Genomic DNA, 20,004 nt, shown 5'->3' with positions numbered 1-20,004 from the left:
CGCTGACGCACGGATTGCGAATACGAATGCGCTGATTCTCGACCTGCGCATAGTCACCTGCCTTTGCTGCGTCAAATGACACGCGACAATGAAGTTTTTTGCGCGGTAAGTTGCATGGTGTGCAACTGGGAAATGCTGCGATGCAGCGCGATTTTCGCTTCAAGTTGCAAGGTTTGCGCGGCATCGGTATCGCTGGAAACCATGCTCACGCCGCAATCGCCACGCGCCGACGTCGATGATGCCCCGCGCACGATCGCGCTGGTCGACGACGACCGGAACATCCTAACAACTGTTTCGATCGCGCTGCAGACAGAAGGCTTTGCCACGCGGCTCTACAACGATGGCGATGCCGCGCTGAAGGCATTGCTCGACAATCCGCCCGATCTGGCGGTGTGCGACATCAAGATGCCGCGCATGGACGGGCTGGAACTGCTGCGCCGCATTCGCGAGAAAAGCGATCTGCCGGTGATCTTCCTGACCAGCAAGGACGACGAGGCCGACGAGGCGCTTGGCCTGTCGATGGGGGCGGACGACTACATCGCCAAACCGTTCAGCCAGCGACTGCTCGTTGCGCGGATAAAGGCCATTTTGCGGCGCAGCGAAATCGTGCGGCGTGAGGCGGCCGAGCAGGAGGCGGACAGCGAACCTTTGCCTGAGCCGATCCGGCGCGGAAGGCTGGTCATGGATCCTGCGCGCCATGCGGTGACCTGGGATGGCGAGCCGGTTTCGCTGACGGTGACCGAATTCCTGATCCTCGAGGCACTGGCGATACGGCCGGGCGTGGTGAAGACGCGCAACCAGCTGATGGATGCGGCCTATCACGACGACGTGTTCGTGGATGATCGCACCATCGACAGTCATATCAAGCGCCTGCGCCGCAAGTTCCGCGCGGTTGATGGCGAGTTCGGGGCGATCGAGACGCTTTACGGCGCAGGCTACAGTTTTGCCGAGGACTGACGATTCTGCCCTGCCGGGCGCGCGACGTCGCCGTTTGCGCGCCTTGTGGCGCATTCGCGGCGTTTCGCTGACTACGCGCATCCTGTTCGTCAACGTGATCGCGCTGGCCTTGCTGGCGGGCGGCTTCTTCTACCTCGACAGCTATCGCACCCAGCTGATCGAGGAGCGCTTCAAGCTGGCGCGGGCTGAAGCAGAGATCGCGGCGGATGCTCTTGCTGATGCCCGGATGGCGCAGCGCAAGGAACTGCTGGCGCGGATCGGTACGGACCAGGTGCTGCGGTTGCGGCTCTATGATCGCGACAGCCAGTTGCTGGCCGACAGCTTTGCGCTGGCGCCGCCTTCGTTCGCGCTGATCAATCCCGAGACGGAGCCGTGGTACCAGAAGGCGGCGCGCCTGCTCGACCGGGGGGTGGACTTCATCGTCAATGCCCCGACGGTGGAGCCATACAGCGATACCTCCGAACGACCTGCGGGGAGCTGGCCTGAGATCAAGGCGGCGCGGCAGTCCGGGCGGACAGAGGTGTTCCTGCGCTATGCCCCGGATCGCACGCCGGTGATTACGGCCGCGACCCCGGTCGGCGACAAGGGCGAAGTGCTGCTGACCTTGCGCAATGCGCTGGACGTGACGCAATCGGTGCGCGATGCACGGCAGACGCTGGTGATCATCATCGGCATCGCGCTGCTGCTGTCGGTGCAGCTTTCGCTCTTTCTGGCGCGGACCATCGTCCAGCCTCTGCGGGCGCTGGTGCGGGCGGCGGTGCGGGTGCGGCTGGGACGCGAGCGCGAGGTGGTGGTGCCGCGCCTGCCTGATCGCGGCGACGAGATCGGCCTGCTGGCCCGCGCGGTTTCGGACATGACCACGGCGCTGCGCCAGCGGATCGACGCAGTGGAAAGCTTTGCAGCGGATGTGGCGCACGAGCTCAAGAACCCGCTCGCGTCGCTTTCGAGCGCGCTGGAGACGATGGAGCGGGTTGATGTTCCGGCGCTGCGCCGCCAGCTCTCGGACATCGCCGCGCATGACGTGCAGCGGATCGACCGGCTGATTACCGAGATTGCCGATGCCAGCCGAATTGATGCGGAGCTGAGCCGTGCGACGTTCGTGGAAGTGGATCTCGCCTCGCTCGCCTCGCAGGTGGTGGGCGCGCGCGATGTTCGGGCGAGCGCGACTGTGCCGATCCGGATCGAGCGCATGGGCGGGGATACCGTCGTGCCGGGTGACGGCGCCCGACTGGAGCGGGTGCTCGAGAACCTGCTCGACAATGCGGTGTCGTTCTCGCCCGCGGGGGGCAGCGTGGACGTGAAGGTCTGGGGTGATGGCGATGCTGCGCATATCGCGGTGAGCGATCAGGGGCCGGGCGTGCCGGTGGCCGAGCGCGAGAAGGTGTTCGAACGCTTCCATTCGGTGCGGCCTGCCGAGGAGGCCTTTGGCGCGCACAGCGGGCTGGGACTCGCCATCGCCCGGACGATTGCCGAGGCGCATGACGGGACGCTGACGATCCATGACCGGCCCGACGGGCAGGCCGGGGCGTGGTTTCTGCTGAGCATTCCGCTGGCGGTAGAGGAGGAGGCGGAGTGAGCCGGGCGGTGCAGCTGACCTGCGTGGCGATCGGCGGGCGGGGAGTGCTGATCGACGGGGCGCCGGGCAGCGGCAAGTCAAGCCTTGCACTCGCGCTGATCGATCGTGGCGCAGTGCTGGTGGGCGATGACGGGGTCATGGTGGAGGCTCAGGGGGGGCGCCTTGTCGCAGCGGCGCATCCCAATACGTCCGGCAAGCTGGAAGTGCGCAACCTTGGCATTCTGGACTTTCCGGTTTCGCCGCCGGTTCCGGTTGCCTTGCTCGTGCGGCTGGATGCAGGAGCGCCGCGCTTCATCGAGCAGGCGCAGGATCATGAAGTCGAAGGGGTGATGCTGCCCTCGGTGGCGCTCTGGCCGGAGTCACCGGTGCTGGCTTTGCGCGCAGAACTTGCGCTTTCCCGCTATGGATTGACGTTTTCCTGATTGGGGACAGGTCCCTTTTGCGGACTTTCCAAGCGGGCGGCAAAGGCGCAAAGCAGGCGTCCGATGGCGCAAGACTCGCAACCGCAGCGCATTCTCCTTGTCACCGGCCTGCTCGGCGCGGGCAAGACGACCGCGCTGCGCACGCTGGAGGACCTCGGCTGGGAGGCGATCGACAACTTCCCGATCCGCCTGCTTGACCGGTTGCTGGAGACCGAGCCAGGCTCGGCCCGGATGGAATCGGGCGCGCCGATGGCGATCGGCTTTGACACGCGCACGCGCGGGTTCGATCCGGGCAAGACGATCCAGCTGGTCAAGAAACTGGGCCAGCGCAAGGATGTCGAGGTCACGACCTTGTTCCTCGATTGCGGTGGGGCCGAACTGGAGCGGCGCTACAACGAGACGCGCCGCCGCCACCCGATGAGCGAGGACAAGCCGGCCTCGACCGGGATCTCGGCCGAGCGCGAACTGCTCGAGCCGCTGCGGCGCTGGGCCGACGTGGTGATCTCGACCACGAGCTTCACCTCGAACGACCTGCAGCAGGCGATTCGCGACCAGTTCGGCGAGGTAACCGCAGCGGCGCCGACGCTGACGATCAGCAGCTTCGGCTTTTCGCGCGGGACGCCGCCGCTCGCGGATCTGGTGTTCGACATGCGCTTCCTGGCCAATCCGCACTGGGTGGACGAGCTGCGACCGCAGACCGGGCAGGACGCGGCGGTGGGGGACTACATCCGGCAGGATCCCGCCTTTGCCGAGGCTTTCGAGCGGATTCGCGATCTGCTGCTGCTGCTGCTTCCGCGGTATGGGCAGCAGGGCAAGGCCTATGTCCATGTGGCGTTCGGCTGCACCGGGGGCAAGCATCGCTCGGTGTTCATGGCCGAACAGATCGCTTCTGCCTTGCGCGCGGCAGGTTTTTCACCCACATTGCTGCATCGCAACCTCGCGTCGCGCGCGGCCGATCTGCTTGAAGGTCGGAAAGCTTGAGACAGCGGGGGAAAACAAGGATGGGTGGGGCAGCACTGGAAGCCATGCGTTTTGATTCCCAGTCGTCTTGCGCGCCCTGCAATCCTGCCAAGCTCGCGTTCATCGCCAGCGATGCAGATTGCCCGGCCGCACTTCGGAGCCTGCCCTTTTCATGATCGGTCTCATTCTGGTTACCCACGGCGCTCTCGCCGACGAGTTCATCCATGCCATGGAGCATGTCGTCGGACGGCAAAGCGACGTAATCGGTGTCTGCATCGGCCCCAACGATGACATGGAGAAGCGCCGCAAGGAAATCGCCGACGCGATCAAGCGCGTCGACAGCGGCGCAGGCGTGATCATCCTGACCGACCTGTTCGGCGGTACGCCCTCGAACCTCGCGATCTCGCTGATGCAGGCGGGCCGCATCGAAGTGATTGCCGGGATCAACCTGCCCATGCTGATCCGTCTGGCCAAGGCTCGCAATTGCATGGGCGTGAAGGAAGCGACAGCCGCCGCGCGCGATGCGGGACGGAACTACATAACGATCGCTTCGGAGTTCCTGGGACAGGATGCATGAGATGGCAGAACAGGGTTACGTCACCCGCGAGACGGTGACGATCGTCAACCAGCGCGGCCTCCATGCGCGGGCCAGCGCCAAGTTCGTCAACGCGGTTGCCAAGCTGCCGACGGGGTTTGACGTGACGGTTTCCAAGGATGGCACCGATGCGGCCGGGGCTTCGATCCTCGGCCTGATGATGCTGGGCGCGGCCAAGGGCGATACCGTGGATGTCACCGTAGCCGGACCCGAGGGTGAGGCCGACGCGATCCTGATGAAGCTGACCGGCCTGATCAAGGACGGCTTCGGCGAGGATTGATTCGCTTGCCGCGATGGCCGCACTGCCGCAAGGGAGCGGCATGACCCGCAAGATCATCACCGGCTATTCCAACCCGACGGTAAAGTTCGTCCGCTCCCTGCGCGAGAAGAAGCACCGGCGGCGCGAGCGCAAGTTCCTCGCCGAGGGGCTGCGCCTGCTGACCGACGCGCGCGAGGGCGGGCGACTGCCGGAAATCCTGCTGATGGCGCAAGGCCGCGAGGGGCATCCGTTGCTCGACGAGCTTGAGGCGGAAGTCGCCCGCGCCGGGGGTGAGGTGATCGAACTGCCGCTCGATATTCTCGCCAAGGTGACCGGCAAGGAGAACCCGCAGGCCGTGGCCGGGGTGTTTGCCGAGTGGGATACGTCGATCCGGCTGGTTGACCGCAATGCCGCGCCGATCTGGCTGGTGGCGCATGCGATGCGCGATCCCGGGAATCTTGGCACGATGCTGCGAACGGCCGATGCGGTGGGCGCGGGCGGGCTGATCCTGATCGACGATTGCGTCGATCCGTTCTCGGTCGAGGCGGTGCGGGCGAGCATGGGCGCGATCTTTACCGAGCGGTTGGCGCAGGCGCGGTGGGATGAGTTTATCGCATGGCTTCGCGAGGGCGAGGGGCAGTTGGTGGCAGCCAGCTTGCGCGAGGCGGTGCCCTATCGCGGGGCGCCCTACGCCAGCCCGTGCTTCGTGATGGTCGGCAACGAATCGCGCGGGCTGCCGGAGGACTACGAGATGGCCTGCGACTTGCGCGTGACCATGCCGATGAAGGGGCGCGCTGACAGCCTCAACGCGGCTGTGGCCGGCGCGGTGCTGGCTTACGAAGTGCTTGCCAGCCTGCCTCAATAACCACGTACCAACCGGTTAATCGCACGCTCAGTCGCGCGGGCGCAGGGTGGCGTCATGCGCTCGACTCTTGCCCTGATTGCGGTTTCTGCCTCGCTCTTGGCGGGTTGTGCCACCGCGCCTTCGGGCAGTGCCGGGCTCGCCGGAACGAACTGGACGATCCTGCGCGTGGACGGTGCCGCGCCGGTCGTGCCGGAAAGGGCTTCGCTGAAGTTCGAGGACGAGCGGCTGAGCGCCAACGTCGGCTGCAACGGCATCGGTGGTGATTATCGCGTCGATGGCGTGCGGCTGATTGCGGGTCCGTTGATGGCCACGCGGATGTTCTGCGATGGACCGGTGTGGCAGCAGGAAGAGGCGGTCAACGCGCTGCTTTCGGCGGCACCCGAGATCGAACGGCGCGGGCGGACGATGCGGCTGGTGTCGGGCGGCCATGCGCTCGACCTGGAACTGGCTGCGGGTTGATCAGTCGCCCGCGATGAAGGCGGTGATCTGCCAGGTGCCGTCCTTGGGCTCGGCAATCAGGCGATAGTCGAGCAGGCTGCGAAGCTTGCGGGTCTCGATCCAGCCCTTGGTTCCATCGTGCGCAGTGACGCGGATGGCCTTGGCATCGGTATCGAAGTCCATCGGATCAATGCCAACGATGGTCCAGCCCGCGTTTTCGACCGTCTTGCCGCCGACCGTGTCGAGCATCGCGGTATCGTCACCCAACACCAGCATCGCGCTGTAGCTGTCGATGTTCTCGGGCACGTTCCAGAACACCCAGGGCATGGCGGTAAGGCCACCCTGCACGGCGCAGCCGAGCGGCAGGATCGCGTCGAGCTCCTGCCACAGCTTCGTTTCGGGATCGTCGAGGCGCTTGACCAGTTCGGCGGGGCCATTGCCGCCGCCGTAATCGAGCGCGATGTCGGGGGCCGCGAGCTTGGACAGAGCTTGCGCGTCGCGAGCCTTGATCGAGGAGACCAGAGCCTTGCGGAATGCAGGCCAGCCGGGTTGTTTTGAGCAGTCGTCCTGTGGGGCGTAGCGCGCTTCCGGCGATGCAGCAGGGGCAGGGGGTGCGACTTGGCTTGCCTCAGGTTCAGGTGCGCTGGCTGCTTCTGAACTTGGCGCGGGCGAAGGCGCGACTGCCGATGATGCCTTTGCGCTCGGTGATGCATGCGGCTCAGTCCCACTCTCGCACCCCGTCAGAGCCGCAAGTGCGGCTGTGGCGATGAGGAGAGGGCTGAGCCTGCCTGTCATTCTGCCGCGACGTCTCCTGCGTCACTGGCAATCGCTGCCAGCGCCGGAGTTTCCGCATCGGCGTAGCGCGGCGCGGATTCGACGAGGGGGACCTCCTCCAGTTCACGCTTGCCGATCTCGATGTGCTTGTCCTTCAGGCGGCGGCCTGCGGACAGCACGTTGCGTTCGAAGCTGCCGACGAACTTGTTGTAGTTGCTCACCGCACTGTCGAGCCCGTTGCCGACCCGCTTGAGGTGTTCGGCGGCGACGGCGAGACGGTCGTAAAGTTCGCCGCCCATCTTGCCGATCTCGCGCGCTTCGCGGGCCAGGCCGTCCTGACGCCAGACTTGCGCGACGGTGCGGGCGATGGCGACGAGGTTGGTGGGGCTGGCGAGAAGCACGCGGCGTTCGAAGGCGAAGTCCCAAAGCGAAGGGTCACGCTCGAGCGCTGCGGCGATGAAGTGTTCGCCGGGGACGAACATCAGCACGTAATCGGGCGCTTCCTCGAACTGCGACTGGTAGGACTTGGCGCCCAGCGTCTGGATGTGGTTGCGCATCGACTGGACGTGGGCGTTCAGCGCGATCTTGCGGGTGTCATCGTCCTCGGCCTCGAACGCATCCTGATAGGCGTTGAGCGAAACCTTGGCGTCGATCACCAGCAACTTGTTGCCGGGCACGCGCACGATCGCATCGGGGCGCAGGCGGCCTTCGTCGGTATCGACCGAATGCTCGGTGATGAAATCGGTGTGTTCGGACAGGCCGCACTGTTCCAGCACGTTGCGCAACTGCAGTTCGCCCCACCGACCGCGGGTCTTCGGCCCGTTGCGCAAAGAGTTGCCGAGTTGCGCGGCGGCGGCGCGCACGGCTTCCTGACCATCGCGCATCGACTGGATCAGGCCGGTGAGCTGGCCGAACGAATCCACCCGCTGCTTTTCGAGGCTCTGCACCTGCTCCTCGTAGCTCTTCAGCCGCTGGTCGACCGGGGCGAGGAGGGACTTCAGGCGTTCGGCGCTGGTCTTTTCGCTTTCCTCGAAGCGGGCCTGGGCGCGGTTGAGGAAGGCTTCCTGCGCCTTTTCCAGCACCTTGTTGCCGGCGTTCTCGAATTCCTTGCGCAGCGCTTCCTGCGCCTCGATCAGCAGGCGCTTCTGTTCGGCGAAGTTCTCGGCATCGGCCTTCATGCGTTCGAGGTCAGCGCGCAAGGCCTCGCGCTCGGCGCGGACTTGCGCAAGTTCGGTGCGGACCTGATCGGCATCGGCGGCGCGCTGTTGCGCGGCGGCGAGGGCGGGGGCGAGTTCATCGCGCTGGCGGCGGACGTCCTGCAGTTCGACGAGGCTGGATTCCAGCGCCTTGGCGCGTTCTGCCGTGGCGGCAAGGTCGACCGTCATCGCCTTGACCGTTCCTTCGTGAGCCTTGGCCTCGGCATCGCGGCTGTCATGCCGCGCGCGCCATTCGGCCACCGGGCGCGAACCGAGGAACCAGCCGATGACCAGACCGGCGACCAGAGCAACAACGACGAACAGGGCAGAATCCACGAACTTCTCCAAAAGGAACGAAATGTGAACTTAACGCCAGAGTTCACGCTTCGCAACCTGCCGGGACCGGCTGGTCCACAGACAAGGCAGAGCGCGGAACGACAAGGCTGTCGGTGCGCTGGGTCACAAGCAGGACAGCAGGAGAGCGCTCATGTCGATCGAGAAGATGATTTCGGAACACCCGCAGGTGGGTGACAGCTACAACGCGTCGCTGGGGCTGGCGGTGAAGCATGCCGTCTATTGCTCGGCGATCTGCAATTCTTGCGCCGATGCCTGCCTGGCCGAGGCGATGGACATGGACCAGTGCATCCGCACCTGCCTCGATTGCTCGGACGTCTGCGCGGCGACGAGCCGGATCGCGATGCGGCGGACGGGTTCGAACCGCGAACTGATCCGGGCGCAGCTCGCGGTGTGCATCAAGGCTTGCGAGATCTGCGAGGCGGAATGCGCCAAGCATGACCACGCCCATTGCCGCCGTTGCGCGCAGATGTGCCGCGAGTGCGCCGACGATTGCCGTACGGCGCTGGAAGATCTGGATCGTGAGGTGCATGAGGCCGCCTGAGTGAACCCAGAGCGCGCGGCCTCATCGTGTCAGGCGACCTTGCGCAGCTTTTCGAGCTTCTTGAGCGCCATGTTGCGCTTGAGGCGCGACAGGTGGTCGATGAAGAGCACGCCTTCGAGGTGGTCCATCTCGTGCTGGAGGCAGGTGGCCATCAGGCCATCCATGTCCTCTTCATGGGTGTTCCCCTCAAGGTCCTGCCAGCGCGCGCGAATGCGGGCGGGGCGTTCGACCTCGGCATAGATCTCGGGCACCGAGAGGCAGCCTTCCTGATAGAGGCTGTGCTCTTCCGAAGGATCGAGGATCTCGGGGTTGATGAACACCCGCGGTTCCTTTTTCGTCGGCTGGTGGTGATGGTGGTGACCATCGTGATCGCAGGCGACGGGTTCGGCATCCGGATCGTCGGGCTGCAGGTCGATCACCAGCACGCGCAGCGGCACGCCCACCTGAATCGCGGCGAGGCCAATGCCGGGGGCATCGTACATCGTTTCGAACATGTCTTCGACCAGCGTCTTGAGCTCGTCGTCGAACTTTTCGACGGGGACAGAGACCTGCTTGAGGCGCGGGTCGGGGACTTCGATGATTTCGCGGATGGCCATGGGGCGCAGATAAGGAATGTGGGCCGGAGTCGCAAGAACAGCGTTGCGATCAGTGTGATCGGCGATCAGGCCACCGGTCGCCGTGCCCGCAGCGCCTGTGCCAAGGTGCCCTCGTCCAGATAGTCGAGTTCGCCGCCGACGGGCAGGCCGTGTGCGAGTTGCGTTACGCGGACCGGGGCGTCTTCCAGCCGTTCGGCGATGTAGTGGGCTGTTGTCTGGCCTTCGAGGGTGGCGTTCATGGCGAGGACGACTTCGTCGATGCCGCCCTGGCCGACGCGGGTGAGCAACTGGCCGATGGTCAGGTCTTCGGGGCGGACGCCTTCCAGAGCCGAGAGCCTGCCGCCGAGCACGTGGTACTTGCCGGTGAACAGGCGGGCGCGGTCCAGCGCCCAGAGGTCGGCCACTTCCTCGACCACGCAGATCGAGCGGGCATCACGGCGCGGGTCGGTGCAGATGCCGCAAGGGTTGGTGGTATCCACGTTGCCGCAGACTTCGCATTCGACCAGCAGTTCCTGAACCTGGGTCAGGGCCTTGAGCAGCTGGGGCAGCGCGGTCTCGCGCCGCTTGATCAGCCACAGCACCGCGCGGCGGGCCGAGCGGGGGCCAAGCCCGGGAAGGCGCGCCAATGCGCCGGAAAGTGCCTCGATCTCTTGCGATGCCATGGCAGCACAGATAGGGCCGGGGGCGACAAACGGAAGGCCTTGCAGACAGCTTATGCGCATCATCTTCATGGGGACGCCCGATTTCGCGGTGCCGACGCTGGAAGCGCTCGTGGCAGCGGGGCACGAGGTGGTCGCCGCCTATAGCCAGCCGCCGCGTCCGGCCGGGCGGGGCAAGAAGCTGCAGCCCTCGCCGGTACACCTCGCGGCGGAGGCGCATGGCATTGAAGTGCGTACGCCGGTTTCGCTGAAGGGTGCCGAGGAGCAGGCGGCTCTTGCCGCGCTGGAGGCCGATGTGGCGGTGGTTGCGGCCTATGGGCTGATCCTGCCGCAGGCGGTGCTCGATGCGCCGCGGCTCGGGTGCCTCAACGTCCACGGTTCGATCCTGCCGCGCTGGCGGGGGGCGGCGCCGGTGCAGCGGGCGATCCTCGCTGGGGACGAGACGACCGGCGTCACCATCATGCAGATGGAGCGCGGGCTGGATACCGGGCCGATGCTGGCGAAAGTGGAAACGCCGGTCGATGGCAAGACGGCGGGGGAGTTGACTGCCGAGCTTGCCGAGAAGGGCGCAGACCTGATGGTGCGGGTGCTGGCGGACCTTGCGGCCTATCCGCCGGTGGTGCAGCCGGAGGAGGGCGTCACGTATGCCCACAAGATCGACAAGGCGGAGAGCCGCTTGGACTTTGCGCGCGATGCTGTGGAGGTCGAGCGGCAGGTGAGAGCGTTTGCCCCTGCGCCGGGCGCGTTCTTCGAGCTTGAGGGGGAGCGGTATCGGGTGCTGGCGGCGGAAGTGGTCGACGTTTCCGGCGATGCTGGCGTGATCGTCGATGATGCGCTCACCATTGCCTGCGATATGGGAGCGATCAGGCCGACGTCGATACAGCGCGCAGGCCGTCCGGCGATGGATACGGCCTCGCTCCTGCGCGGGCGGGCGATTGCGGCGGGTACGCGGCTGGGCTGATGCGGTTTGCGCTCACTCTCGAATGGAACGGCGGGCCCTACATGGGCTTCCAGCGTCAGGCGCATGGGCCGAGCGTGCAGCAGGCGGTGGAGGAGGCGGTCGAGTCCGTTACGGGCGAGGCCGTGGTGCTCAACGCCGCGGGGCGGACCGATACCGGCGTACATGCGCTGGGGATGCGGGCGCACTTTGACCTCTCTCGCGAGTTCGATCCGTTTCGCATGATGGAGGCCCTCAACGCGCGGTTGCGGCTGGCGGAGCATCCGGTTGCGGTGCTCGATTGCATCGAGGTCGATGACGACTGGCACGCGCGGTTTTCGTGCATAGGGCGATCCTACGAATACCGCATCATCAACCGCCGCGCGCCACTGACGCTGGAACTGGGGCAGGCGTGGCGCATTGCCAAGCCGCTTGATACCGATGCGATGCACGAGGCGGCGCAGGCGCTGGTTGGCCACCACGATTTCACGACGTTCCGTTCGGTGCACTGCCAGTCGGCCAGTCCGCTCAAGACGCTCGACCGGCTCGACGTGCGGCGCGAGGGCGACCGGGTGATCATAGAGGCGGCGGCGCGCAGCTTCCTGCACCATCAGGTGCGCTCGATGGTCGGATGCCTTGCGCTGGTGGGGCAAGGGCAGTGGCAGGTGGGACAGGTGGCCGAGGCGCTCGCAGCAAAAGACCGTAGCAAATTAGGACTTAACGCGCCCGCCGAAGGTCTATACTTCGTCTCCGCAACATATCCCGGAGAGTGAAAAATGACCGATCTTCAAGGCCAGCGCATCGTCTCGCAGCTCGATCCCGACGGCACCCTGACCGTCAGCCTTGAAGACTTCACCCTGCCCGCGCCCGAGGGGCGGCAGGTGGTGATCAAGGTCGAGGCGACGCCGATCAACCCATCGGACCTTGGCCTGCTGTTCGGCCCTGCCGACATCACAAATGCCGAGTTCTCGCCCGGCAAGATCGTGGCGCGGATGCCCGATCCGGCGGTGCGCGCGATGGCCGCGCGCCATGGTGCGGCGATGCCTGTGGGCAACGAGGGGGCGGGCACGGTCGTCGCGGCAGGCGATGCGCCGGAAGCGCAGGCGCTGCTGGGCAAGCGCGTGACGTGCTTCCCCGGCGGCATGTATTCGACGCTGGCGGTGGCCGACGCGGCGATGTGCCTCGAACTCGCCGATGGCGTGACGGCGGAGCAGGGGGCATCGGCCTTCGTCAATCCGCTGACGGCGCTAAGCTTTACCGAGACCATGCGTCACCTTGGCCACAACGCGCTTGTCCACACCGCGGCGGCATCGAACCTCGGGCAGATGCTGGTGAAGATCTGCCAGGCCGATGGCATTCCGCTGGTCAACATCGTCCGCAACAATGCACAGGTGGCGATCCTCAAGGGCATCGGCGCGGAACACGTGGTCGACAGTTCGAAGGACTCGTTCCTTGACGATCTCGCTGCTGCCATGAGTGCAACCAAGGCGACGATGGCGTTCGATGCCATTGGCGGGGGCAAGCTGGTCAGCCAGATCCTGACCGTGATGGAGCAGGTGGCCAATTCGGGCGCGGCCTACAGCCGCTACGGGTCGAACAGCCCCAAGCACGCCTTCATCTATGGCGCGCTGGATCTGTCGCCCACAGTGCTGACGCGCAATTTCGGCTTCAGCTGGGACGTTTCGGGCTGGCTGCTCACGCCGTGGATGGGCAAGCTGGGCGCCGAGGTGGTCGACAAGATGCGCCGCCGCGTGATGGCGGAACTGACCACGACTTTCGCCAGCAACTACAAGGCGCGGGTGACGCTTGATCAGGCGCTGACCCGCGAGGCTGCGCTGGACTACAACGCGCGGCGCACGGGCGAGAAGTACCTGATCACGCCGAACGGGTGACGATCAAAGCCCTCTCCCCTTCAGGGGAGAGGGTTGGGAGAGGGGGCAGCGCGTGGCGGCCCCTCTTAACTGCGGCTAGGCAGGCAAGCTGCCAAGCCTTCGTATCTCTCCCCTGAAGGGGAGAGAGAAGCAGGATCAGCCCCGGTGCGCCACGCTCTCGGGTAAGTCCTTGCCGAAGACGCGCTGATAGTATTCGGCCACCAGAACGCGTTCGGTTTCGTCGCACTTGTTGAGGAACGAGAGGCGGAACGCGAAGCCGACGTCGTTGAAGATCTGGCTGTTCTGCGCCCAGCTGATCACGGTGCGCGGGCTCATCACGGTGGAGATGTCGCCATTGATGAAGCCCTGACGCGTCAGGTTGGCAACGCGGACCATGTCGGTGACGATCTTGGGGTCCAGCGTCGGCACCTTCTTGCTGACGATTTCGACTTCGGTCGATTCGGCCAGGTAGTTCAGTGCGACGACGAGGTTCCAGCGGTCCATCTGGCCCTGGTTGATCGCCTGCGTGCCGTGATAGAGGCCCGAAGTGTCGCCGAGGCCCACCGTGTTGGCGGTGGCGAAGAGGCGGAAGTGCTTGTTCGGGCGGATCACGCGGTTCTGGTCTAGCAGCGTGAGCTTGCCTTCGGTTTCCAGCACGCGCTGGATCACGAACATCACGTCGGGACGGCCAGCGTCGTATTCGTCGAACACCAGCGCGGTCGGCGTCTGCAGCGCCCAGGGCAGCAGGCCTTCGCGGAACTCGGTGACCTGCAACCCGTCGCGCAGCACGATGGCATCACGGCCGACGAGGTCGATGCGGCTGATGTGGGCATCGAGGTTGATGCGGATGCACGGCCAGTTGAGGCGTGCGGCAACCTGTTCGATGTGGGTCGACTTGCCGGTGCCGTGATAGCCCTGGACCATCACGCGGCGGTTGTAGGCAAAGCCTGCAAGGATCGCGAGAGTGGTGTCCGGATCGAACACGTAGGTATCGTCGCGATCGGGCACGCGTTCGTCGGCGCGGCTGAACGCAGGGACCTTCATGTCGATGTCGATGCCGAAGGTCTCGCGGACATCGATTTCGGTGTCGGGCGCGGCGAGCAGCGTCGTCGCATGGCTGTTCGGAAGTTCGCTCATCGCTGCCTCGCCTATACGGGCGGGCGCGGCGCTGCAATAAGGTTTCACGGAACCTGTCCGTTAGAATGGGAGAATTTCGATGAAGCTCTACGGCGCGATGCTTTCGCCGTTCGTGCGCAAGGTGGCGGTTGTCCTTACGGAAAAGGGCATTTCCTTCGATCTGGCGCGCGGCGGGCCGGGCAGCACCGATCCCGAATTCCTCGCCTGCAGCCCGTTGGGCAAGATTCCGGCGATCGATGACGACGGCTTCCAACTGGCCGATTCGACGGCGATCGCAATGTACCTCGATGCCCAGTACCCCGAGCCGCGCCTGATCCCGGACGACGCCAAGCTGCGCGGCAAGGCGGTTTTCTGGGACGAGTTCGCCGATACGGTGCTGGGCGCTTCGGGGCTGAAGATATTGTTCAACCGGCTGGTCGGGCCGAAGCTGCTCAAGACCGGCGGGGACGAGGCGATTGCCCTGCAGGGCGAGGCCGAACTGCCGCGCTGGATCGACTGGCTCGAATCAGCCGTGCCCGACGAGGGCTGGCTGCTGGGCGAGACCTTCAGCCTTGGCGACATTGCCGTCGCTTCGACCTTCCGAACGCTGGCCTATGTCGGCCACGGCGTCGATGCAGCGGCGCGGCCCAAGACGGCAGCATGGTACGCCCGCGTGACGGCGCGTCAGGCATGGGCGGCAGTTGCGGCGCAGGAAGAGCCGATAGCGCAGCGCATCATGGCGATGTGACGGCTCGCCGGGAGCGGTTCTGGGCTTCCGGCACTCGCTTCGCCGCATGGGGCTTGCCACGGCCCCCACGAGAGGCCGACCTTCCCGCTATCAAACCGGCCGCGCGAACGGGTGCGGTACGATTTGCGGGGAGAGTCGGCCGATGTCGAAATTCACGTTCTACACGAACCCCATGTCGCGCGGGCAGATCGCGCGCTGGGCCCTGCACGAGGTGGGTGCGGGCTACGATACCGTGCTGGTCGATTGGCAGGCGAAGCCGGAAGCGTTCCTTGCCGCCAATCCGATGGGTAAGGTGCCGACTATCGTCCACCATGCCGATGACGGCGATCACGTGGTCACCGAATGCGCCGCCATCTGCCTCTATCTGGCCGAGGTCTTTCCGGAGGCCGGCCTTGGCCCGCAGGACCATGAGCGGGCGGCCTATCTGCGCTGGACGTTCTTTGCGGCGGGGCCGGTGGAGCAGGCGGTAACGGCGCGCAGTCTCGGCTTCGATCCCAAGGAGCCGCGCCAGCAGGGCATGGCAGGATTCGGCAGCTATGACCGCACGGTGGATGCGCTTGCCGGGCATTTGGCCCAGAACGCCTATGTCTGTGGCGACCGGTTCACCATGGCGGACGTCTATGTCGGCAGCCACGTCGATTGGGGGGTGGGTTTCAAGTCCCTGCCCGAGCGGCCTGAGTTCACCGCCTATCTCGACCGGGTGCGGGCACGACCGGCCTATGGCGAGGCGAAGGCCATCGACATGAAGCTGATCGCGGAGATGCAGTCGTGAGCGTCCCTCCGCTCACGCTGTGCCTGTGGTACAACGGCGATGCCGAGGAGGCGGCAAACTTCTACGCCGCGACCTTCCCCGACAGCGAGGTCAGGTCGGTCCATCGTGCGCCGACCGACTTCCCCGGCGGGTCTGCCGGCACCGTGCTGACGGTCGAGTTCACGATTCTCGGCACGCCCTGCATGGGCCTCAACGGCGGGCCTCAGTTCCCGCACAGCGAGGCGTTCTCGTTCCAGGTGGCGACCGACACGCAAGAGGAGACCGACCGTTATTGGAATGCCATCGTCGGCAATGGCGGGGCAGAGAGCGCGTGTGGCTGGTGCAAGGACAAGTGGGGCCTCAGCTGGCAGATCACCCCGCGTGTTCTGACCGAGGGAATGGCCCACCCCGATCCCGAAGTGCGCGCCCGCGTGTTCACGGCGATGATGACCATGTACAAGATCGACCATGCCGCGATCGAAGCTGCTGCGCGGGGAGATGCGTGATGCACGAGCTTTCGATCAGCCGCTTCATCGCCGCCAGCCCCGCGAAAGTCTGGGACGTCCTGGCCAACCGTCAGGAGGAATGGTGGTGCCCCAAGCCGTGGTACGTCACCATTGTCGAGCAGGACCGCCGCCCCGGCGGCCGCGCGGCGATGGTCATGCACGGCCCGAATGGCGAAGAGATGCCGCAGGAGGGCGTGTTCCTCGCGTGGGATGAAGGGCGGCGGTTCATCACCACCGATGCGGTGACGCATGACTTCGAGCCTTCTGGTCCGTTCATGATCGGCATCTGGAAAGTGGCGCCGGAGGGCGATGGCACGCGCTACACCGCCAGTGCGCGACACTGGACCGAGGAGGCGATGCAGCAACACGCCGAGATGGGCTTCGAAGCGGGCTGGAATGCCTGCGCGGACCAGTTGCAGGCGCTCGCCGAGGCCGATTGACGAGGCGGCGAGCCAAGCGCAATCTCTGCGGATGGGAGAGATGGCGCAGGCACCGGCGCAGCTTGCCGGGTTCGATCGCGAGGCTTGGGCGGCGCTGCTCGGCAATGCCTCGCCGTTCGCGGTCGGCGCGGGTGAGGTGCTGTTCCGGCAGGGCGACCATGCCGATGCGCTCTATCTGGTCGAAGCGGGCCTGCTGGAAATAGCCGCGCGCATTCCGGGGGACGACAATGCGGTGATTTCGGCGATCCGGCCGGGCGAGGTCGTGGGCGAGTTCGCCTTGCTCGACGATGGTCCGCGTTCCGCGCGGGTCAGAGCGGTGGAGGATACGCGCGGTCTGGTCATCTCCGGCCGGCGGTTTCGCGCTCTGCTGGCCGATGGTTCGGACTGGGCAATACGACTTGGCCATGCGCTGCGCCGTCTCGTTGCCGCGCGGACACGGCAGACGCTTGAGCGGATCGTGGCGGAGGGACACTTCGATCCCCACGCATTGCGCCAATTGCATGCCGGCCCACCGCCGGTTCCTTCGCGTTCCGAGGCGGGCGTGCTTGCGCGCGGGTTGGCGCGGCTGAAGGGCATCGAGGACGTCGTGGGAGCGGGTGTGCTGCTGGAAGCGCGGCGGGGGGCGACCGTGGCTGCCCCGGGCGACAGTCAGGACGGCCTATACCTCGTCCTGCGCGGCGCGGTGCGGGCGGCGGTGCCGCGCGGGGCGATGGCCGAACAGGTCTTCGTGTTCGGACCCGGCTGCTTCGTCGGTCTGACCGGCCACAGCGATGGCGGGCCGCAGCCGCTGCTGGTGACGGCGGCGGAGGAAGCGCGGATGGTGCATCTTCCGGCGGGGACGCTTTCAGCGCTGGAAACCGAGGCGCCGCCGTGGCTGCCCGCGCTCCACGCAGCGTTCGGGCGGCAACTGGTGCAGGATCAGCGCAAGGCCAATCGGCACCTCGGTCGCTCGCTGTCGCTGGCGCGGTTCAATCATGCAGGGGAGCTTGGCTGATGTGCCGCATCCTGAGCTATCTCGGCACGCCGGTCCTGCTCGACGACCTGCTCTATGCGCCGGATTCCTCGCTGCTCAACCAGACCATCGGCGCGCAGATGCTGCAGATGCTGAACCTGGCAGGCTTCGGCATGGCGGCGTGGGACGAAGCGAGCCACGCGCCCAACGTGCCTTTCCGCTATCGCACTACGCAAGTGGCGCTGTTCGACCGGAACCTGAAGGCGCTTGCCGGAAAGCTGCGCTCATCCGCACTGCTCGCCCACATTCGCGGCGTGCCCTACAACTCCACGGTGCAGATCAACGAGCAGAACTGCCATCCGTTTCGTTTCGATGGCGTGCCGCTGTCGATGGCGCACAACGGCGATCTGGCCGGTTTTCGCGACATGCGCTTCGATCTTGCGCCGCATATCCGGCCCGAGTTCGCCAAGCAGATCCAAGGATCGACCGACAGCGAATGGATTTATGCGCTGGTCGTATCGGCACTGCCCGACCCTGCGGGGATCAACGAGCCGGACGCGATCCTTGCCGCGATCCGCCATGCCTTGGGCGTGCTGCGCGAGGCGCGGGCGCGGCATGGGATTACGCGGTCTAGCTCTACCAACCTGATGTTCTGCGATGGCACCAACCTTGCGGCGGTGCGCTTCACTTTCGACTTCGGGCACTTCGATGCTGGCGCCCTGCAGGGCAGCTCGGAGTATCTCTCGATGTGGTACACCTGCGGGCGAGATTATGGCCTGCACGAGGGCGAATGGAAGCTGACCGGCGGCGCGATCGATGCCGACAGCGTGATCGTTGCGTCCGAGCCTCTGACCCGCGATTTCGCGACGTGGATCGAGGTGCCGGAGTATTCGGCGCTGCTGGTGCGGCGCGATGGCGACAGGCGGCGGGCGGAAATTCACGCTCTGGAAGTCTGACCGGCAACTGATACCCTGCGCTCGGCAGAGAAGGGGAAATGTGATGAGCCTGTTCGATTCGATCCTTGGCCAGGTGGCCGGCAACGTCGATGTGAAGAACCTCGCGGCGAAAGTCGGCATCGATCCCGACATGGCCGAGAACGCCATTGCGGCGCTGGCTGCGGGGCATCAGTCGAAGGGCGATACGATCGAGACGGCGGCGGCCAATTCCGGGCTCGATGCGTCGAAGCTGCAGGAGATCGTCGGTCATCTCGGCGGCGAGGGTGCGCTGGCCAGCTTCGCCTCGGCGCTGGGCCAGAACCCCGACGCGTTGAGCAAGGTATCCGCCTTCCTCGACAAGGACGGCGATGGCAATCCGCTCGATGACCTCGCCGGTATGGCCAAGGGCCTGTTCAGCCGCTAACGGGCGCGCATGCTTGATGCTGCGCTTTCACTGATGATGCTTGCCGCCATCGCCTTGGTGGGCGGTGCGGTGTTCCTGCTCCGTCGGGGCGAGCGCAAGCGGCCGGTGCTGATGCTGACGCTCGCCGGGATCATGGTGGTGAACCTGATCATCTGGACCTTGCCTGATCGCACAGGCACCACGCTGAAGGCGGCGGCTGACGCGGGGCCGACGCAATAATCAGCACATAATTTAGCCAAGCTCGATGCAGCCGCCATCGACGCTGAGATCCACGCCGTTGATGAAGCTGGCTTCCGCGCTGGCGAGGAACAGCACGGCGCGCGCAACTTCCTCTGCCGTGCCCATGCGGCCGATCGGAACGACCGCCGAGAGCATCTCGCGCATGCCCTGGATCTCCTCAGGCGTGGCATCGCGCTTGAAGATTTCGGTGTCGGTGGGGCCGGGGCTGACCATGTTCACGCGGATGCGGCGTGGAATCAGTTCCTTGCCGACGATCCGCGCCATCGCGCGCAGGCCCGCCTTGGCGGCGGCATAGGCGACGTTGCCGGGCACCGCGGCGGTCGATCCGATCGAGCCGGTGATGACGATGGAGCCACCGTCGCGCATGAGCGGCAGGGCTTTCTGGATGGCGAAGAACGCGCCGCGCAGGTTGACGGTGTGGATCTGGTCCCAGAACTCGGGCGTGACATCGGGCACCATGGCAAAGCCGCCGACCCCGGCGTTGACGAACAGCACGTCGATCCCGCCCAGCGCTTCCTCTATCTCGGTCAGTGCCGCTTCGGTCTGGCCAAGATCGCCGATGTCGGCGCGGATGCACAGGGCATCAAGCTCTTCGGCTACCGCGCGCAAGGTTTCGGCGTTGCGCCCGGTGATGGCGAGCTTCGCGCCCTCGGCAGCAAACATCCGCGCGGCGGCGAGGCCGATCCCGGCGTTGCCGCCGAGGATCGCCACGCACTTGTTGTCGAACCGCATTGGTCGTTCTCCCTGCAACATCTCATAATCCACCGTCACCCCGGGCTTGACCCGGGTGTGGATTCACATCCGAAGTGCAACGGGTTGAATGTTTCGGCTGGAGTTTTGAAGCCGAGGCATTTTCTGGGCGTGTTGTTGTAGTTGGCGAGGATGGCAT

27 protein-coding genes and 1 pseudogene are annotated in these 20,004 nt (G+C 65.7%); 20 read left to right on the top strand and 8 right to left on the bottom strand.

The window, feature by feature from the left end; translation table 11 throughout:
- Positions 1-71: 71 nt before the first annotated feature.
- Positions 72-209: a hypothetical protein gene (locus tag I2488_RS19410; protein WP_214652301.1), complete on the bottom strand. Its 138-nt coding sequence runs from the start codon at positions 207-209 to the stop codon at positions 72-74.
- Here I2488_RS19410 and I2488_RS08715 point away from each other — a divergent pair.
- The 8 genes from I2488_RS08715 to I2488_RS08680 all read left to right on the top strand — a co-directional run bounded on the left by I2488_RS08715 (position 202) and on the right by I2488_RS08680 (position 6,093).
- The gene (locus I2488_RS08715) at positions 202-957 is read left to right on the top strand and encodes a response regulator transcription factor (protein ID WP_196275429.1); all 756 of its coding nucleotides are present in this window, start codon (positions 202-204) and stop codon (positions 955-957) included. The two genes, I2488_RS19410 and I2488_RS08715, sit on opposite strands and share 8 nt — an antisense overlap.
- The gene (locus I2488_RS08710; protein ID WP_425492384.1) at positions 944-2,533 is read left to right on the top strand and encodes a sensor histidine kinase; all 1,590 of its coding nucleotides are present in this window, start codon (positions 944-946) and stop codon (positions 2,531-2,533) included. Before I2488_RS08715 ends, I2488_RS08710 begins: the two co-directional genes overlap by 14 nt.
- Positions 2,530-2,955 carry an HPr kinase/phosphatase C-terminal domain-containing protein gene (locus I2488_RS08705; RefSeq protein WP_196275427.1) on the top strand — a complete coding sequence of 142 codons (426 nt, stop codon included), beginning with the start codon at positions 2,530-2,532 and terminating at the stop codon, positions 2,953-2,955. The genes I2488_RS08710 and I2488_RS08705 overlap by 4 nt, the downstream gene beginning before the upstream one ends.
- Positions 2,956-3,018: 63 nt before the next feature.
- Positions 3,019-3,936 (top strand): RNase adapter RapZ, encoded by a 918-nt coding sequence (gene rapZ, locus I2488_RS08700; protein ID WP_196275426.1) that lies wholly within the window; start codon positions 3,019-3,021, stop codon positions 3,934-3,936.
- 151 nt (positions 3,937-4,087) lie between these two features.
- Positions 4,088-4,492: a PTS sugar transporter subunit IIA gene (locus tag I2488_RS08695; protein ID WP_196275425.1), complete on the top strand. Its 405-nt coding sequence runs from the start codon at positions 4,088-4,090 to the stop codon at positions 4,490-4,492.
- A gap of 1 nt (position 4,493) precedes the next feature.
- Entirely contained in the window at positions 4,494-4,790 is a 297-nt protein-coding gene (locus tag I2488_RS08690; RefSeq protein WP_196275424.1) for an HPr family phosphocarrier protein, read from the top strand.
- A 40-nt stretch (positions 4,791-4,830) separates the two neighbouring features.
- Positions 4,831-5,634 carry a TrmH family RNA methyltransferase gene (locus I2488_RS08685; protein WP_196275423.1) on the top strand — a complete coding sequence of 268 codons (804 nt, stop codon included), beginning with the start codon at positions 4,831-4,833 and terminating at the stop codon, positions 5,632-5,634.
- A 54-nt stretch (positions 5,635-5,688) separates the two neighbouring features.
- Positions 5,689-6,093, top strand: a complete 405-nt coding sequence (locus I2488_RS08680) for an META domain-containing protein (protein ID WP_196275422.1) — start codon at positions 5,689-5,691, stop codon at positions 6,091-6,093.
- On the opposite strand, the gene I2488_RS08675 is transcribed toward I2488_RS08680, so the two are convergent.
- Positions 6,094-6,867 (bottom strand): hypothetical protein, encoded by a 774-nt coding sequence (locus I2488_RS08675; RefSeq protein WP_196275421.1) that lies wholly within the window; start codon positions 6,865-6,867, stop codon positions 6,094-6,096. It abuts the gene before it with no gap.
- Entirely contained in the window at positions 6,864-8,378 is a 1,515-nt protein-coding gene (locus I2488_RS08670) for a DNA recombination protein RmuC (RefSeq protein WP_196275420.1), read from the bottom strand. Before I2488_RS08670 ends, I2488_RS08675 begins: the two co-directional genes overlap by 4 nt.
- Positions 8,379-8,529: 151 nt before the next feature.
- Between I2488_RS08670 and I2488_RS08665 the strand changes: the two genes are divergently transcribed.
- Positions 8,530-8,940, top strand: a complete 411-nt coding sequence (locus I2488_RS08665) for a four-helix bundle copper-binding protein (protein ID WP_196275419.1) — start codon at positions 8,530-8,532, stop codon at positions 8,938-8,940.
- A gap of 29 nt (positions 8,941-8,969) precedes the next feature.
- Here I2488_RS08665 and def read toward each other — a convergent pair whose 3' ends face one another.
- Together def and recR are read right to left on the bottom strand one after the other, a co-directional pair.
- Positions 8,970-9,536, bottom strand: a complete 567-nt coding sequence (def, locus tag I2488_RS08660) for a peptide deformylase (protein ID WP_196275418.1) — start codon at positions 9,534-9,536, stop codon at positions 8,970-8,972.
- A 65-nt stretch (positions 9,537-9,601) separates the two neighbouring features.
- Positions 9,602-10,198, bottom strand: coding sequence for a recombination mediator RecR (gene recR / locus I2488_RS08655; protein WP_196275417.1), 597 nt, complete (start codon positions 10,196-10,198; stop codon positions 9,602-9,604).
- 52 nt (positions 10,199-10,250) lie between these two features.
- Between recR and fmt the strand changes: the two genes are divergently transcribed.
- The 3 genes from fmt to I2488_RS08640 are packed head-to-tail and all read left to right on the top strand — an operon-like array spanning position 10,251 to position 13,024.
- On the top strand, positions 10,251-11,156 hold the full coding sequence (fmt, locus tag I2488_RS08650; protein WP_196275416.1) for a methionyl-tRNA formyltransferase: 906 nt from the start codon (positions 10,251-10,253) through the stop codon (positions 11,154-11,156).
- Positions 11,153-11,905 (top strand): tRNA pseudouridine(38-40) synthase TruA, encoded by a 753-nt coding sequence (truA, locus tag I2488_RS08645; protein WP_196275657.1) that lies wholly within the window; start codon positions 11,153-11,155, stop codon positions 11,903-11,905. Before fmt ends, truA begins: the two co-directional genes overlap by 4 nt.
- Before the next feature lie 3 nt (positions 11,906-11,908).
- Entirely contained in the window at positions 11,909-13,024 is a 1,116-nt protein-coding gene (locus I2488_RS08640) for a zinc-binding dehydrogenase (RefSeq protein WP_196275415.1), read from the top strand.
- A 135-nt stretch (positions 13,025-13,159) separates the two neighbouring features.
- Here I2488_RS08640 and cobS read toward each other — a convergent pair whose 3' ends face one another.
- Positions 13,160-14,140, bottom strand: a complete 981-nt coding sequence (gene cobS, locus I2488_RS08635) for a cobaltochelatase subunit CobS (protein ID WP_196275414.1) — start codon at positions 14,138-14,140, stop codon at positions 13,160-13,162.
- 79 nt (positions 14,141-14,219) lie between these two features.
- Here cobS and I2488_RS08630 point away from each other — a divergent pair, with 79 nt between their 5' ends.
- The 8 genes from I2488_RS08630 to I2488_RS08595 all read left to right on the top strand — a co-directional run bounded on the left by I2488_RS08630 (position 14,220) and on the right by I2488_RS08595 (position 19,094).
- Positions 14,220-14,867, top strand: a complete 648-nt coding sequence (locus I2488_RS08630) for a glutathione S-transferase family protein (protein ID WP_196275413.1) — start codon at positions 14,220-14,222, stop codon at positions 14,865-14,867.
- Between the two features lie 142 nt (positions 14,868-15,009).
- Entirely contained in the window at positions 15,010-15,639 is a 630-nt protein-coding gene (locus I2488_RS08625; RefSeq protein WP_196275412.1) for a glutathione S-transferase family protein, read from the top strand.
- Positions 15,636-16,124 carry a VOC family protein gene (locus tag I2488_RS08620; RefSeq protein WP_196275411.1) on the top strand — a complete coding sequence of 163 codons (489 nt, stop codon included), beginning with the start codon at positions 15,636-15,638 and terminating at the stop codon, positions 16,122-16,124. The genes I2488_RS08625 and I2488_RS08620 overlap by 4 nt, the downstream gene beginning before the upstream one ends.
- Positions 16,124-16,564 (top strand): SRPBCC family protein, encoded by a 441-nt coding sequence (locus I2488_RS08615; RefSeq protein WP_196275410.1) that lies wholly within the window; start codon positions 16,124-16,126, stop codon positions 16,562-16,564. The genes I2488_RS08620 and I2488_RS08615 overlap by 1 nt, the downstream gene beginning before the upstream one ends.
- Positions 16,565-16,595: 31 nt before the next feature.
- Entirely contained in the window at positions 16,596-17,558 is a 963-nt protein-coding gene (locus tag I2488_RS08610; RefSeq protein ID WP_196275409.1) for a cyclic nucleotide-binding domain-containing protein, read from the top strand.
- On the top strand, positions 17,558-18,472 hold the full coding sequence (locus tag I2488_RS08605) for a class II glutamine amidotransferase (RefSeq protein ID WP_196275408.1): 915 nt from the start codon (positions 17,558-17,560) through the stop codon (positions 18,470-18,472). The genes I2488_RS08610 and I2488_RS08605 overlap by 1 nt, the downstream gene beginning before the upstream one ends.
- Positions 18,473-18,515: 43 nt before the next feature.
- On the top strand, positions 18,516-18,875 hold the full coding sequence (locus I2488_RS08600; RefSeq protein WP_196275407.1) for a hypothetical protein: 360 nt from the start codon (positions 18,516-18,518) through the stop codon (positions 18,873-18,875).
- A gap of 9 nt (positions 18,876-18,884) precedes the next feature.
- A complete protein-coding gene (locus I2488_RS08595; protein WP_196275406.1) occupies positions 18,885-19,094 on the top strand; it encodes a hypothetical protein in 210 nt (69 codons plus the stop codon).
- Between the two features lie 12 nt (positions 19,095-19,106).
- Here the strand turns inward: I2488_RS08595 and I2488_RS08590 are convergent, their stop codons facing one another.
- A complete protein-coding gene (locus I2488_RS08590; protein WP_196275405.1) occupies positions 19,107-19,847 on the bottom strand; it encodes an SDR family oxidoreductase in 741 nt (246 codons plus the stop codon).
- A 35-nt stretch (positions 19,848-19,882) separates the two neighbouring features.
- A pseudogene (locus tag I2488_RS19875) lies at positions 19,883-20,004 on the bottom strand (IS30 family transposase); the annotation flags it as partial.

Origin of the sequence: Novosphingobium jiangmenense (assembly GCF_015694345.1) — a bacterium.
GTDB lineage: Bacteria > Pseudomonadota > Alphaproteobacteria > Sphingomonadales > Sphingomonadaceae > Novosphingobium > Novosphingobium jiangmenense.
Note: the sequence above shows the minus strand (reverse complement) of the source record. Positions and strands in the feature narration are given on the sequence as shown.

Coding starts and splice junctions, on each gene's coding strand:
- fmt (WP_196275416.1), top strand. CDS start 10,251: ATGCGCATCATCTTCATGGGGACGCCCGATTTCGCGGTGCCGACGCTG.
- I2488_RS08715 (WP_196275429.1), top strand. CDS start 202: ATGCTCACGCCGCAATCGCCACGCGCCGACGTCGATGATGCCCCGCGC.
- I2488_RS08615 (WP_196275410.1), top strand. CDS start 16,124: ATGCACGAGCTTTCGATCAGCCGCTTCATCGCCGCCAGCCCCGCGAAA.
- I2488_RS08680 (WP_196275422.1), top strand. CDS start 5,689: ATGCGCTCGACTCTTGCCCTGATTGCGGTTTCTGCCTCGCTCTTGGCG.
- I2488_RS08665 (WP_196275419.1), top strand. CDS start 8,530: ATGTCGATCGAGAAGATGATTTCGGAACACCCGCAGGTGGGTGACAGC.
- I2488_RS08600 (WP_196275407.1), top strand. CDS start 18,516: ATGAGCCTGTTCGATTCGATCCTTGGCCAGGTGGCCGGCAACGTCGAT.
- I2488_RS08625 (WP_196275412.1), top strand. CDS start 15,010: ATGTCGAAATTCACGTTCTACACGAACCCCATGTCGCGCGGGCAGATC.
- I2488_RS08685 (WP_196275423.1), top strand. CDS start 4,831: ATGACCCGCAAGATCATCACCGGCTATTCCAACCCGACGGTAAAGTTC.
- def (WP_196275418.1), bottom strand. CDS start 9,536: ATGGCCATCCGCGAAATCATCGAAGTCCCCGACCCGCGCCTCAAGCAG.
- I2488_RS08630 (WP_196275413.1), top strand. CDS start 14,220: ATGAAGCTCTACGGCGCGATGCTTTCGCCGTTCGTGCGCAAGGTGGCG.
- I2488_RS08640 (WP_196275415.1), top strand. CDS start 11,909: ATGACCGATCTTCAAGGCCAGCGCATCGTCTCGCAGCTCGATCCCGAC.
- I2488_RS08610 (WP_196275409.1), top strand. CDS start 16,596: ATGGGAGAGATGGCGCAGGCACCGGCGCAGCTTGCCGGGTTCGATCGC.
- I2488_RS08595 (WP_196275406.1), top strand. CDS start 18,885: ATGCTTGATGCTGCGCTTTCACTGATGATGCTTGCCGCCATCGCCTTG.
- I2488_RS08695 (WP_196275425.1), top strand. CDS start 4,088: ATGATCGGTCTCATTCTGGTTACCCACGGCGCTCTCGCCGACGAGTTC.
- I2488_RS08675 (WP_196275421.1), bottom strand. CDS start 6,867: ATGACAGGCAGGCTCAGCCCTCTCCTCATCGCCACAGCCGCACTTGCG.
- recR (WP_196275417.1), bottom strand. CDS start 10,198: ATGGCATCGCAAGAGATCGAGGCACTTTCCGGCGCATTGGCGCGCCTT.
- rapZ (WP_196275426.1), top strand. CDS start 3,019: ATGGCGCAAGACTCGCAACCGCAGCGCATTCTCCTTGTCACCGGCCTG.
- I2488_RS08690 (WP_196275424.1), top strand. CDS start 4,494: ATGGCAGAACAGGGTTACGTCACCCGCGAGACGGTGACGATCGTCAAC.
- I2488_RS08605 (WP_196275408.1), top strand. CDS start 17,558: ATGTGCCGCATCCTGAGCTATCTCGGCACGCCGGTCCTGCTCGACGAC.
- cobS (WP_196275414.1), bottom strand. CDS start 14,140: ATGAGCGAACTTCCGAACAGCCATGCGACGACGCTGCTCGCCGCGCCC.
- I2488_RS08590 (WP_196275405.1), bottom strand. CDS start 19,847: ATGCGGTTCGACAACAAGTGCGTGGCGATCCTCGGCGGCAACGCCGGG.